The sequence below is a fragment of the Paenibacillus sp. YAE3 genome (assembly GCF_057546105.1).
In genome coordinates, this window is record NZ_BAAIYF010000001.1 from 78,994 (window position 1) to 93,282 (window position 14,289).

The 14,289-nt window shown below is 56.0% G+C and carries 10 protein-coding genes; all 10 read right to left on the bottom strand.

Going from position 1 to position 14,289, the window contains the following annotated elements; translation table 11 throughout:
• Positions 1 to 12: 12 nt before the first annotated feature.
• The 10 genes from AC27KL_RS00335 to AC27KL_RS00380 all read right to left on the bottom strand — a co-directional run bounded on the left by AC27KL_RS00335 (position 13) and on the right by AC27KL_RS00380 (position 14,088).
• Complete coding sequence (locus AC27KL_RS00335) at positions 13 to 2,088, bottom strand: beta-galactosidase (protein WP_487168406.1); 2,076 nt, start codon at positions 2,086 to 2,088, stop codon at positions 13 to 15.
• Between the two features lie 20 nt (positions 2,089 to 2,108).
• A complete protein-coding gene (locus tag AC27KL_RS00340; protein ID WP_487168407.1) occupies positions 2,109 to 3,149 on the bottom strand; it encodes a glycoside hydrolase family 53 protein in 1,041 nt (346 codons plus the stop codon).
• 12 nt (positions 3,150 to 3,161) lie between these two features.
• Positions 3,162 to 4,040, bottom strand: a complete 879-nt coding sequence (locus AC27KL_RS00345) for a carbohydrate ABC transporter permease (protein ID WP_487168408.1) — start codon at positions 4,038 to 4,040, stop codon at positions 3,162 to 3,164.
• Between the two features lie 17 nt (positions 4,041 to 4,057).
• A complete protein-coding gene (locus AC27KL_RS00350; protein ID WP_339323382.1) occupies positions 4,058 to 4,954 on the bottom strand; it encodes an ABC transporter permease in 897 nt (298 codons plus the stop codon).
• A 194-nt stretch (positions 4,955 to 5,148) separates the two neighbouring features.
• Positions 5,149 to 6,813, bottom strand: coding sequence for an extracellular solute-binding protein (locus tag AC27KL_RS00355; RefSeq protein ID WP_487168756.1), 1,665 nt, complete (start codon positions 6,811 to 6,813; stop codon positions 5,149 to 5,151).
• Positions 6,814 to 6,942: 129 nt separating this feature from the next.
• Complete coding sequence (locus AC27KL_RS00360) at positions 6,943 to 8,583, bottom strand: response regulator (RefSeq protein ID WP_487168409.1); 1,641 nt, start codon at positions 8,581 to 8,583, stop codon at positions 6,943 to 6,945.
• Positions 8,580 to 10,346 (bottom strand): sensor histidine kinase, encoded by a 1,767-nt coding sequence (locus AC27KL_RS00365; RefSeq protein WP_339323379.1) that lies wholly within the window; start codon positions 10,344 to 10,346, stop codon positions 8,580 to 8,582. The genes AC27KL_RS00360 and AC27KL_RS00365 overlap by 4 nt, the downstream gene beginning before the upstream one ends.
• A 475-nt stretch (positions 10,347 to 10,821) precedes the next feature.
• Positions 10,822 to 11,631 carry an ammonia-dependent NAD(+) synthetase gene (nadE, locus tag AC27KL_RS00370; protein WP_487168410.1) on the bottom strand — a complete coding sequence of 270 codons (810 nt, stop codon included), beginning with the start codon at positions 11,629 to 11,631 and terminating at the stop codon, positions 10,822 to 10,824.
• A 149-nt stretch (positions 11,632 to 11,780) separates the two neighbouring features.
• A complete protein-coding gene (locus AC27KL_RS00375) occupies positions 11,781 to 12,215 on the bottom strand; it encodes a BrxA/BrxB family bacilliredoxin (protein ID WP_036707403.1) in 435 nt (144 codons plus the stop codon).
• Positions 12,216 to 12,330: 115 nt separating this feature from the next.
• Positions 12,331 to 14,088, bottom strand: coding sequence for a two-component system sensor histidine kinase NtrB (locus AC27KL_RS00380; protein WP_487168411.1), 1,758 nt, complete (start codon positions 14,086 to 14,088; stop codon positions 12,331 to 12,333).
• Positions 14,089 to 14,289: the final 201 nt, after the last annotated feature.

Here is a 14,289-nt window from a genome sequence, read left to right on the forward strand (position 1 = left end):
CGCCTTTCATCCCTAAAGCAAATTTCTCGTCTTCCTTTTCAAGATCCGGAAACCGTGCTTGTTCAGCTCCATTCCGCCCTCTACGGTTTCCCCGCTCAACACGTCGGTGTACTGCCTGGAATCGAGCTTTACCTGCTGCACCCGGCCGCTGAAGTTCAGAACGAACACGTAGTCCGTGCCGCCGTCCGATCTCAGCTGTGCCGTGACCCCTTCGGGAAGCTCCGTATCGATCGCTTGGCGGACCCCGGCCTCCCGGATCAACCGAGCATAAAAATCGGCGTAAAACGGCTCCTTCGCCCGCGATGCCAAATAATACGCTTTGCCTTCCCCGTAAGCATGAACCGTCAGCGCCGGACGCCCGGCATAAAAATCGTCGCCGTATTCGGCAAGCACCCGGGCGCCTTCCGGGTGGATCAAATCGCACAGGTCGTATAACCCGTATGATCCTTCAAGCCCCAATGCGTTGTCTTTGAGGCATACCATCTCGTTGCGCTCGCCTTCATGCAGGCCGTCCATCTCCTCGGACCAAATGCCGAGCACCTGCCGCAGCGGCCCGGGGAATCCGCCCAAATGGCACAGGTCGCTTTCATTGACGATCCCCGACCAGTACGTGGCGACAAGCGTGCCTCCCCCGGCGACAAACGTCTTCAGGGCGGCGCCGGCTTGCTCCGTGCACAGATACATCATCGGTGCCACGATCAGTTTATACCTGGAAAAATCGTCTTCGGAGCCGATGACGTCCACGGGTACGCCCATGTTCCACAAGGCCCGGTAGTGCTGCATCACCGTGTTTTCGTAGTCGATGCCCCGGTTCAGCGGTCCTTGCGCATCCTTCACGGCCCAGCGGTTGTCCCAGTCGGCGATGATCGCCGTCTCCGCCGGAACGCCGGAGCCGGTCACCTCGGCGATCGTTTCCAGCAGCCCGCCCAGCTCGGCCACATCCTGAAATACGCGCGTATGCTCGTGACCCACATGGTCCACGACCGCTCCGTGAAATTTCTCGCTCGAACCGCGGCTTTTCCGCCACTGAAAATACTGCACGGTGTCCGAACCGTGCGCCACCGCCTGCAGCGACGACAACAGGTGCATGCCCGGCCGTTTCAGCTTGCTGACCGGCTGCCAGTTCGTCAGGCTCGGCGTGCTTTCCATCAGCATGAACGGCCGCCCGCCCTTCAGCGAACGGAACAGGTCGTGATTGAACGAGAACCAGGCGGCAAGCTTGCCCGGCTCCTGCGTATCATGCCAGGTCGGGTACGCGTCCCAGGAGATGACGTCCAGCATGTCGGCAAATTTGCGGTAATCCAGGCCCTCGAACCAGTCCATCATGTTGGTCGTCACCGGCAGATCCGGCCGGATCGCCTTGAGCGGGGCGATTTCGGCCCTGCAGAAATCCGCCGTTTGGTCCGTCACGAACCGTCTCCAGTCCAAATTATGACCATGGACCATCTTCTCCCCGTGAGGGGCGGGAGATTCGATTTGCGACCAGTCCGTGTACGTATGGCTCCAGAACGCCGTCCACCAGGCGCGGTTCAGCGCTTCAAGCGTGCCGTAGCGCTTTTTCAGCCATTCGCGGAACGCTTCCTGGCAATAATCGCAGTGGCATTCTCCGCCGTATTCGTTGGAGATGTGCCAGCCGACCACGGCCGGATGGTTGGCGTACCGCTCCGCCAGCTTCGTGTTGATGATGCGGGTTTTCTCCCGGTAAGCTGGCGAAGTGTAGCAGTGATTGTGCCGTCCTCCATGCAAATTGCGTACCCGGTTCTCGGAAACCCGCAGCACCTCGGGATACCGCTGCGACAGCCATGCCGGCCGAGCGCCGCTTGGCGTTGCAAGCCACGCGTAAATTCCGTTCGCGGCAAACCGGTCCAGCACCCGGTCCAGCCATTCGAACGTAAACGTCCCCTCTTCGGGTTCCAGGGCGGCCCAGGCAAAGATGCCCACGGCCATCACGTTGCATTTCGCCAGCTTCATCAGCCGGATATCTTCCTCGAGCACTTCCGGACTATGCTGCCACTGGTCCGGATTATAATCGGCCCCATGCATGAACCCGGTAATTTTCGGGCTGATGGGCGGATAAGTTTTCACCATGTATAACTACCTCGTTTCAGTTATGGAATGTACAGCGCAGGCAGCGGGCGGCCGTCGTGATCGAACAGCGTAAGATTGCTCCAATTGTTCGCGTGGCCGACCGACCACTCCCTCTTCGACGGGATCCAGCACGGCTCCCAATAATAAAACCCGATCCCACGGCCGCCCTGCGTTCTGCGGATCACGTCCGCGAATGCCTTCATGTACGCCGCCTGCCCCTCCGGCGTGGCCGGATACGCGGCGGGCAATGCCTCATCATTCTCTACGATGAGGGGAAAACCCTCCTTGGCACGGAAAGTCCACGGGTAAGCCGTCTCCACGACGATCAGGTCCCGGCCGTACCGCGCCGCCAGATCGTCCAGATTACGGCTTAGCTGCTCCAACGGGCCGTGCCACCAAGGATAATAAGACAGACCGATGACGTCATAATCGATTCCTTCCGCTTCCATCCGGTCGAAGAACGACCTGCTCCCTTCCGGATCGCCGCCCCGGTCGATATGCAGCATGATCCGGACGGACTCATCCGTATCCCGTACGGCGCCGATGCCCGCCTTCAGCAGGCCGCACAATCGGGCCCACTGTCCGTCAGCCGCGCCAGGATCCCCTGCAGCTCCGATCCTGCCGTCCGGCCACAGCATGCCGTACGTTATTTCGTTCCCGATCTGCACCATGTCCGGCAGCGCGCCTCCCGCCCGCAGCACGGCAAGCACTTCGTACGTGTAGTCATAAACGGCCTGCTCCAGTTCCCGGCCTTGGAGGTCCGTCCATAACGCAGGCTTCCATTGGTTCGCCGGATCGGCCCAGCGGTCCGAATAATGGAAGTCAAGCAGAAGCTGCATCCCGAGCGCCTTCACTCTTTTGGCCATCAGAAGGGTCCGTTCCAGATTGCAATACGTTCCGGGCGGGTCGTTCCAGATCCGCAGCCGGATGGAATTGACGCCGCCATCTCGGAGGATGCGCAGCGCATCCCCGCTTTCGTTTGCGTCATGAAAAACGCCCCCTCCCTGCTCGATCTCGTCGAGAAAGGATACGTCCATGCCCTTGATCCAAGCTGGTTCCATGCCCATCCCTCCTTATTCTTTAACCGATCCCAAAACCAGGCCTTTAACGAAATATTTCTGCAGAAACGGATAGACGAGCAGCACCGGCAGCGCGCCGATGAAAATTTGCGCCGCGTTGACCGTCTTTTGGGACAGCAGCGCCACTTCCTTCGGATCGATGCTCATCGAGCTCATGTCCTTCTGCACAATGACCGTCTGCAGAAAGGTGGCCAGCGGAAACGACTTGGAATTGTTCAGGTACAGAAGCCCGTCGAACCAGGAATTCCAATGAAACACCATGCTGAACAAAGCCAGCGTCGCGATGGAAGGAAGCGAAACCGGAAGATAAATCGCAAAAAGCGTGCGAAAATGACCGGCGCCATCGATAAAAGCAGCTTCTTCCAGCTCCTTCGGGATGCCCCGGAAAAAGTTGAGCAGCAAAATCGTCAGATAAACGTTAACCGCTCCCGGCAGCACCAGCACCCAGAAGGAATTGATCAGATGAAGCTTTTGGATGACGATATAAAAAGGCACCAGCCCCCCGCTGAAAATCATCGTGAACACGAAGATCCACGAATAAGCGGTCCTCGCCTTAAACACGCGCGGTTCCTTCGACAACGGATATGCCGCCAGAAAGGCAAGCAGCAGCGTCAAGCCGGTCCCGATGACCGTCCGTTTGACGGACACCCAGATGGAATGCAAAAAGATCGGGTTGTCGATCGTTTTTTTATAGGCTTCGGTCGAAAATTGTACCGGCCAAAGGCCGACGAGGTTGGCGTCCGCCGCCGACTTGGCGCTGAACGAAACCGCGAGCACATGCAGCAGCGGAATGATGCACGCGAGCGACAGGAACAGCAGCAGGATCGTGTTGAAAATGGTAAACAAGCGGTATGAAGCGGTTTTATGATACATGCTTTTATGTCCCCCTCTTAGAAAATCCGGTAGTTCGCCAGCTTATACGCCAATCGGTACGAGATCAGGATCAGCACCATCGAAATGACGGACTTGAACAATCCGATCGCCGTTCCGAGCCCCATCTCCCCGTTCAAAATCGCCGTACGGTACACGAAGGTGTCGATGATGTCCCCTTTTTGGTACACAAGCGGGTTGTACAGGTTGAATATCTGGTCGAAGCCTGCGTTCAAAATGTTGCCGAGGGCCAGCGTGCCGACGACGACCGCAATCGGCAGCATCGACGGGATGGTGATGTGCAGCGTCTGCTTCCAGCGGGACGCGCCATCCACTTCGGCAGCCTCATAAAGCGACGGATTGACGTTCGCCAGCGCCGCCAGAAAGACGATCGTCCCGAAGCCGAATTCCTTCCAAACGTCCGAAACGATCACGGTAAAGCGGAACCAGTTGTTGTCGCCGAGGAAAAAGATCGGCTGAATGCCGAACCAGGAGCTTAAAATCCGGTTCAGGAAGCCGCCGTCCGTGGACAGGAAGTCCAGCAAAATGCCGCCGAGGATGACCCAGGACAGAAAATGCGGCAAATAGACGAGCGTCTGGACGAAACGCTTGAAAAACGCCCTTCTCACCTCGTTGAGCAGCAGCGCAAACGTAAACGGCGCCACCAGGTTCAGGACGATTTTGAGCGCCGAGATGATCAGCGTGTTCCAAATGACCTCGATGCTGTCCTGCCGCGCGAACAAGGTCCGGAAGTTGTCCAGCCCGACCCACTCGGAATGCGCAAATCCGAGCCACGGCTTGAAATTTTGAAAGGCCATGACGATCCCTGCCATCGGCACGTAGCTGAAAATAATGAGAAACACGAGCGCCGGCAGCACCATCGCGTGCAGCGGCCAGTTTCTTTTTAAACGGTTCATGCGCGTTTTCCCCCTCATGATTGCTTATCTCCTACTAGGTACCGACATTATAGCAAGGGGCCCGAAGCGGCCTGTAGCCCATAAAACCAACATAAATGGCACTATTGCAACCAATTGCGGAAAGCCCTGTCGGGAATCGGCTGCACATCAAAAAGCGGCATGCCATCGCATGCCGCCCGTTTGCCTTTTGCCGGTTATTTGCCCAGCTTGGAATACCAGTCGTTCACTTCATTCGTCATCTGATCGCCGCCCGAGGCTTTCCACTGCTCGACGAACTTGTCGAAGGCCTCTACGCCTTCCTTCCCATAAATGATTTCGTTGAAGGTCTGGTTTTCGATTTTATTGAGGTAATCCAGCTTGGATTTCATGGTGGCCGTCGTCGGGCCGGTGTACATGTTCGGATAAGCGATGCCTTCCTGGGACATCAGCACTTTGGCCGCCGCCGGCGTTTCAAGGCCGTAGTTAAGCTTCACTTCTTTTTCCAGGCGGGTCGTCGCTTCCTTGCCGTCCGCCAGATTCAGGAGCGCCTTCATTTGGGCGTCCGGAATGCGCGCGCCGTCCCGAACGAGCAGGTAGCGCAGGCTATTGACGTAACCTCCCGGAATTTGGTCGTACCGCAGCGGTTTCCCGCTCGCGTCGAAATCGTAGTCGTAGCCTTTGAACAAGCCGTTTTCGAATACGCCGCCCGGTTTGGAATCGGCCAGATTGTCATACATGTAGTTCTGGTACGTAAAAAACGCTTCCGGATGCTTCATGTCTTTGTTGATCAGCGTCACGCCGTTGGTAAACAGCGTCCCGTGGCGCCCGGCCTTGCCGTCCGGACCGGCGGGCAGAGGAATCGGCTCCCAGACCGCGTTTTTGGCGTTTTTCACCGTGTCGGAAAGCGGCCAGCCGCTCATCCAGTAAGGCCCCGGGATGATCCCCGCCTTGCCCGCCACCGCCGGTTCCGAGGTTTTGTTTTCGTCCCAAAGCGCGGCTTCCTTCGGGATATACCCTTTATTGAACCATTCGTTCAGCTTCTGCAGTCCCGGCTTCATGGCCGGGTTGATCGAGCCGTACTCCAACTTGCCGTCCTGGCCTTTGTTCCACTGCTGCGGAATGGTGCCATAGGCGCCGAAAATCCAGGAAGGATCGCCCATCCATGTATTCATCGTCGTCTTGAACCCGATGCTGAGCGGAATGACCTCGTCCGGCTTCAAGCCGTCCGGGTTTTTGTTTTTGAAGGCATCCATCACCTTTTCCAGCTCATCGATCGTTTTCGGAGCCGCCAGGCCGAGCTTGTCGAGCCAGTCCTTCCGGATCCACAGCAAATAATCGTGGTTGTACGCATAATCCAGCACCGGAATGCCCATTTTTTGGCCGTCGCGGATGTACGGGTTCCACACGTTCGGATCCTGCTCCATCGCTTTCCTCCAAGTATCCGATGCATACTTGTCGAACAGCGATCCCACCTCCCGGAACATGCCCGAATCGATCAGGTCCTGCGCCAGCTGCGCATCGCCGATCGTCACCACGTCCGGCATTTCCTGGCCGGAGGACATCGCGAGGCGAAGTTTGGTCGCAAAAGCGTTGTTCGTGTCGGTCACGGACCAAAGCGATTTGATGTCGATCCCAAGCGTATCCTTGGCCCATTTGGTGGCGACGTTGTTTTCGATCGTCTCCCCGTTCTTGAATTTCAGCTCCGGATCCACGCCCCAAACGGTGGTGATGGTGACCGGTGGATCGTATTTTTCTTTATAAGCGTTTTCGCTTCCGGATGCGGCCGGCGGATTTTGCGCCGAGTCGGCAGCCTCTCCGCCCTTGGAACCCGAACATCCGGCGAACAGCGCGCTGACCAGCACGAGGCTGGAAGCCAGCATCCATGCTTTTTTCGTATAAGCCTTCATGTCGCTCCCCCTTTATAGATCTTGCTACATGTTTCATTATAGAGGCGTCCGATTTTCCGTCCCATGTCATTCTTCGAACATTTCTGCACCTTTTGCAACCAGTTACTGATCCCTGAACTCGTTCGGATTGAGGCCGTAATGCTTTTTGAACATTTTGCTGAAATATTGCGGATTTTGGTAACCGAGCTCGGCGGTGATCTCGTATATCTTTTTGTTCGTTTTTTTCAGCAGGTAAAGCGCCCGTTCCATGCGCATGCGGATAATGTAGTCCCCCAGGCTTTCGCCTGTTTCCGCTTTGTAGATTTTGGACAAATAAACCGGGTGCAAAAAGACCTTGTCCGCAATCGTCTTGACGGACGTGTCCTGTCCCAAATCCCTGGAGACCAGCTCCTGCACCTGATGAATGATATAGCTCCTCGTATACCGGTCGCTCGCCGACAGCTCCGTCCGCAGCTTCGCCAGCATGGCTTCGGCCCATCCTTTCAGCTTATCGAGCGATAGAACCATGCTGGGGTCATGCATCAGGTCAAAGCCCGAATGGTCGATCTGGTACGCAAACTGCCCCTGCTTGTGGGCTATGTACATAAACGCATTGGTCATCAGGAGGTACACCTCGTACAGGTGCTCCCGGGTGTAGTTCGTGTTTCGCAAATCCTTAAACACTTCGTCCGCCTTGCTGCGCGCCGCGTCCCATTGCTTCGATTCAAGCAGATGGATGAGCGTCGGCGGCTTATACAGCGACTCGATGGATTGGACCGGCCGGGCATGCCCGGCCTGCAAATCCTCCAAATACATGATGGCCCCCGCTCCGTCGCACCCGGACATCATGATGCTTCCAAGCCCCGACCGGTAAGCCTGGGCCACCCCGTGCGGGAACCGGAACCAGTCCGAAATGACCATTCGGATGTCGCCCTTCAAATAACGGCTAACCTGCTCGCGGAAGCTTTCGGCCCGCTCGTGCAGCCGCCGTCTCCGCAGCGATTCGAAGTCCGGCGACCGCTCGATGCGATGCCGGAAGGAAGGCTGGGGCGACGCCAGCATGACGAGTCCGTCATGCGGGGCTTTGCAGATCCAAATCGCAAAGGAGTCGGCAAACACCTCTTCCGCGATGTTGCCGACCGCATACTCCATCAAGGACATGGAATGATGATCGTAGTGCGCGAACTGCCCGCCAAGCTGCATCATCAGCAGCACGGCGGGCTCGTCCACCGTCATCCCGATGTCGTATTGGGCCAGCTTGTCCGCCACGGTTCGCTCCGACCAGGTTCGTCCTAATACCAGATCATGCATCAGGCTCGTTTTCAGCACGGGGGAACCCGATTTGACCGCGTAGGCCAGCTTATGGTATCTTTCGGCGGCCTCCCATTCGTCCTTCAAAGCTTCGATCGCGTTCGTAAGGCTGCGGATAAACTCCTCGTCGTCGACCGGCTTGAGGATATAGTCAAACGCCTGCAGCTGCAGCGCCTTTTTTGCATATTCAAAATCCGAGTACCCCGTCAGCACCATGCAGCGGATATGCGGCCATTCCCGCTCAATCCGTTCGATCAGCTCCAGGCCGTCGATCTCGGGCATGCGGATATCCGTCACGACGATATCGATGGATTGCTCGCGCAGAACCGCCAGGGCCGCCTCCGCGGAATCGGCCCGGTACACCTTCTCGACGCCGAGATCGTTCCAAGGAATCGTGGCTTCAATACTTTCGGTGACGTAGGATTCGTCGTCCACCAGCAAAATTTCGATCATGCATGTCCTCCCCTTTGCGTAACTGTCCGTTTCGTTTCCTGCCCGGCCGGCCAGTACAGCTCAGCCCTCACTCCGCCCAGGGCGGACGGCATAAACCTGAGGCCTGCGTCCTCGCCGTAGCGGATCAGCATGCGCTGCCGCACGTTCCAAAGACCGCAGCCCGTCTCTTCGTTCATCGGCCGGGACAAGGAGCGGCGCAGCTCCTCCAATTCCGGGCCGGTCATGCCTTTGCCCCCGTCCTCGACCCATATCCGGATTTCGGTTGCTCCGATTTCGCCTACGATCCGGACGCATCCCCCGCCGGACCGGGGTTCGATGCCGTGAAGCACTGCGTTTTCCACGAGCGGCTGAACCACCAGCAAAGGCACTTCCCACCGCTGCATCGCTTCCGGTACGTCGATGGAAAATTCAAGCTGCGGCTTGCGCATCTTCTGAATCTCCAAATAATTGCGCACGAATGCCAGTTCCTCCGCAAGCGGCACGACGTCCCGCTCCTGCCGGGTGGTGTACCGGTAATAACTCGACAGGTTTTGGGACATCGCCACGACCGCCTTCATGTTCCCCAGCTTCGCCATGCTTGAGATGAAGGAAAAGCAGTTATAGAAAAAATGCGGGTTGATCTGCGACTGCAGCTGCTTCAGCCTCGCTTCCCTGGCATGAATCCGTTCCATATACACGTTTTCGAACAGCTCCTGGATTTGCTCCACCATGGAATTAAAGCGCCCGAACACGAAACCGAACTCGTTGTTCCCTTTGGCCTGCAAACGGATGGAGTAGTCCTCGTGCTGAAGCTTTTTAAAGGCGACGACCAGCTTTTTCACCGGAACCTGTACCTGGGCGTACAGCATGTATGCCGCCAGACACCCCAAAAGAAGCGTGAGGCCTACCGAAAAATAGAACAAGCGGTTCGACTGTTCAATCGGCGCCACGATCTCCTTCAGCGGCATATAGTCGACAAGATACCAGCCCGTCGTGGCCGAAGCAGCCACATTGACCAGGTAGGTCTGCCCGTCGAGCTCGAGCGTGCGGTTCTCCTCGGCCTGGAGCGTTTCCTTCTGCAGCTGGCGCAAAATCCGTTCCGTCAGCGGCTTGTCCGCCGACCGGTTGTAAATGACGCCCAGACCCGGCTTGAAGTATACGGGATCCCTGCGCCCGTCGCTTTTGAATTTGTCGAGCATATCCTGGATGTTGCCGCTTTCGAACTGAAGCTCAATGATCAGGTTCGCGTCCTCCGGATGACTGAACGAGGAGTAGGGATAAGCCGTAAACAACGAAAACACGTAATACGCCTCGTCTCCCTGCCCCATTTTTTTCACCTGCCAGCCGGGCTTCATCCGCTTCTTGAGATCGTCGTTGTCATAGTGGTCCACATCGTTGTCGGATACCACCCTGCCAAGCGACGGGGAAAATATGTAAAGCTTCGTTTTCCAGTTGGAGGAGCTTTCCTGGATGTTGAGCTTGGTCTGGATTCGTTTCACCACGTTAATGATATCGAGGTTAAAATATTCGCTGCTTAAAAAAATGTCTTTGAACCCGAAAATGTCGGGATCCTGGATCAGCAGGTTCGGCCACAGCGAAAACAGGTCGATGTTCGTATTGACCTGCGACTGAAAAAAACTCAATTGGTTTGCGTTCGATTGGTTGAGCTCCGTTCCCAGCACTTCCGTGCTCGTACGGTTGGAGTAATAGTAAAGCCCTACGATCGGGACGAGCATCATGACGAGAAGAAGAACCATTTTTCGGAACAACGTATGTCTGGGCACGGGAAATTCACACCTTACGTCCATATTTTATCTGATGAATCATTTGCCAAGCCTCACGGTGCCAAAAGCAACATCATTATACGGTATGCCGGCGGAATCCAGCAGATCCGTTTCGGCAAAGCCGGGACAGGCTGCAAAAAAACGCGAAAATGAAGCCGCCGGAAACCGGCAGCTTCGCCATGCCGCGTTGGTTATCGGGGCCGATGCGAGCTCAAGCTGAACGCGCTTTCATATACAAAGTGGCAGCCGACGCATCTTTCTCTCCATTGTAACGGGCAGGCGCGAGGGCGAAAAGGGATGCCCCTGCAACATTTCTGCACTTTTCGCAACCCCTTGGCATGTCTCCGGCATCCGCCCAAAGACCTTTCGCAAAACGGCAAGCGCATTCAGGCCGTACGCGGACCCGGAGATGACCGAACCCAAAAAGACAGGCCGCAGCCGCGGCCTGTCCCTGCTGTTCACTCCCCGATATCGCTCAAATGCCCGGAATCGGACTGCGCTTGTGCGCGGTTCTTCTATAAAAGCTTTCAAGGCGCTTTTGCGCCTCCGGGCTGATTTCCTTGCCTTCGAGGTAATCGCTGTTTTCCTCATAGGTAATGCCCAGCTCGCCTTCGTCGGTCTGCCCTTCCCACAGCCCGGCGGTCGGAGCCTTGTCCAAAATGGCCTGCGGCACGCCCAAATAACGCGCGAGCCGACGAACCTGGCGTTTGTTCAGCGTGCTGAGCGGGGCAAGGTCCACCGCGCCGTCGCCCCATTTCGTATAAAATCCGGTCACGGCTTCGGAGGCGTGGTCCGTGCCCACCACAAGCAGCTTCAATTCGAACGCCAGGGCATATTGCATCACCATGCGGGTCCGGGCTTTGACGTTGCCTTTTCCCTGCGGGGACAAATGGCGGTACAACCCGATTTGCTTCAGTCCCTGCTCGGCTTCAAGCGCAATCTCGCCGACCGCGTCTTCGATGTTCGTCTCCGCGGTATGCTTCAGGTCAAAAGCCCGGGCCACGGCATAGCTGTGTTCGATGTCCTCCTGCGTCCCGTAAGGCTGGAAAACGCCAAGCGTCATGTATTCCCGGCCGGTTTCCGCCGACAGCTCGTCGGTCGCCTGTTTGCACAATCCCGCGGCCACGGCGCTGTCGATTCCGCCGCTGATGGCGATCAACAGGCCTGTCGCTCCGGCCTCTTTTACATGCGCTTTCAGAAAGTCCACTCTTTTTCTGACTTCCGTTTCTTCGTCGATCACGGGTTTAACGCCTAATGCTGCAATGATTTCTTCCTGCAGACTCATCGCCGGCCACCTCTTTTCCTAGTGTCATGGACGTCGCGCGTAACGAACCGGCATGTGTTCCATGTACCGCGAAACGCCCGCATCAAAACACGAAAGCCCCGACATCGGCTGACGCCGAAAATCCGGGGCAAATCCGAACGCGGAACCGGTTAACGGCACACGCGGTCAAAGGCTTCGATCAAATCTTCCGCGATTTCTTGGGCGGAACGGTCTTCGATCTGGTGGCGCTCGATGAAATGAACGAGCTCTCCATCCTTCAACAGAGCGATGGAAGGCGAAGACGGCGGATACGGAGCGAAATATTCCCTTGCTTTGGCCGTTGCTTCTTTATCCTGTCCGGCAAATACGGTGTACAGATTGTCAGGCACCAATTCGTTTTGCAGCGCCAGGGCTACGCCCGGACGGCATTGGCCTGCTGCGCATCCGCATACCGAGTTGACGACCACCAGCGTCGTGCCGGGTGCATCCTGCAAATGGGTTTCCACTTCTTCCGGCGTTCTGAGCTCTTTGATGCCCAAGCTGGTCAGCTCGTCTCTCATCGGTTGAATCATATCTCTCATATATCTGTCAAAAGACATCGACATTTCTTTCATCACTCCTCGATCCGCAAAATATCAGACTGCATTCAATACTATTATACCTTCCCAAGGTTCGAAATCAAGATAAAGCCCCGCGCCGGACGTCCGGACCCTGCTGCCGTCAGGATTCGTGAAGCGGCAGGGAAATGATGAACGTCGTCCCTTTCCCCTCTTCCGATTCCACGTCGATTTTGCCCCCGTGGCGCTCCACGATGCTCAGGCAAAGGGCAAGACCCAGACCCGTGCCTTTGGCCTTCGTCGTAAAAAACGGCTCGAAGAGCCGCTCCAGCCGGCTTTCGGACATGCCGACGCCGGTATCCCTGACGATCAGCTCCACCATGTTGTCGCTTTCCCTGAACCGGGTTTGGATGGTCAGCTTCCCTTTTTCCTCCATCGCCTCCATCCCGTTGCGCGCCAGGTTCAGCAGCACCTGCTTGATTTCCTTGGCGTTCAGGTGGAGCTTCGGCACCCGTTCGTCCAGCAGAAGCTCGATCGTCTGTCCGCGGAGGTTCGCGTCAGCCCACAGCAGCGGGCTGAGATCGTTGATGATCTGATGAAGATGCCACTGCTCCTTTTCGGATATCCGGTTTTGGGCAAGGGATAAAAAATCGTTGATGATGCCGTTGGCCCGGTCCAGCTCCTCCATCACGATCCGATAGTAATGGTCCAGCGAATCGGGGCTTTTTTCCTTCATCAGCTGCAAAAAACCGCGCACCACCGCCATCGGGTTCCGGATTTCATGCGTAATGCTGGCCGCCATCTGCCCGACCAGGCTCAGCCTTTCCACATTGACCAATTCGGTCCGCAGCCTCTCCAGCTCCGTAATATCCTGGATGACCAGCACGGCCCCGAGGATTTCGCCGGTATAGCTGTTCGTCAGCGGCGAAGTGCTCGTATAGTGGATTTGCGAGCCGATCCGGATCAGTTCGTTGTCCATCTTGACGCCGTTCAAAGCCTGGGCGATTCGGCGGTTGATGTAGTCCTCTTCGACCATGTCGACGAATACGCTGAGCGGCTGTCCCAAAACGTCGGTTTTGGTCAGCTCGGGCGAGCGGTTTTTGAACAATCCCATCATCATTTCGTTGACGCTGGTAATGCGCCCTTCGGTATCCACCGACACCATGCACAGCGGCGCCACATCCATTACCTGCTGGAGTTTTTCCTCTTCGCGGAGGTATTTTTCGGAGATGCCTTTGACTTGCTCGGTCAAAAGCAGCTTCTCCAGCGCAAATTCGATCATGTAGATCAAGGCCCCGCCGGCGAACACGGTGATCAAAATATAAAACAAAAGCATGAGAATCGGACCGGCATCGGAAAAATCCAGGTTAGGATCTTCAATGATCGGGGACGACGTAAACAGAAGCATTGCGGGCAAGAGGCAGACCCACAGCTTATTGATTTTGTCGGTCAGGGTACCCGTCCGGAATCTCGGCGACATCCAAACCAGAAGCGGATAAAACAATAACCCCGTATGTAGGAACAGGCTTGATAGCGACCAGCTTTCATTCGACAAATAATCGCACAGCAGGTACAACCCGGCCAAGGGAAGCCCGCTTTTGTAGCCTCCGTACAGCATGCCGATAAACAGCGGTAAAATGCCCAGATTCAAAGGGATCAGATGAAACATCGAGGAAGAGAAAAAAGAACACATTAAAATGCTCAGGGCGCTGGATATAATGATAACGACTTCAAAACCGGAAGCCCGCAATTTTTTGTTCCGGCTGATCAGCCGGACGTATTTGTCCAGGCTCAGCGGAAACAAAAACGCGAAGGAACCTGCCATGAGCACCTGTGTTATAATATTTTTCAGCGCATCGATAATCGCAATCCATCCTCCCTTCGGGGTGGCCAATACCCGTTCGTCGCTTGGACCGGGCATCGTTCTGCTCCACCATTTCATGAAATGGCGACAAAGTCTATTGGTTTAATAAAGTATAAATCAGAATTTTGCGAAAATCATGATGTTTTATTATAGAGGAAACGACTAAAATCGTGCTTTTTTGGAAGATGGATGGTACTTTCGAAAGTAATATACATGTAGATTAAATCACAGCCTACACTATATTACAATATACCCTGA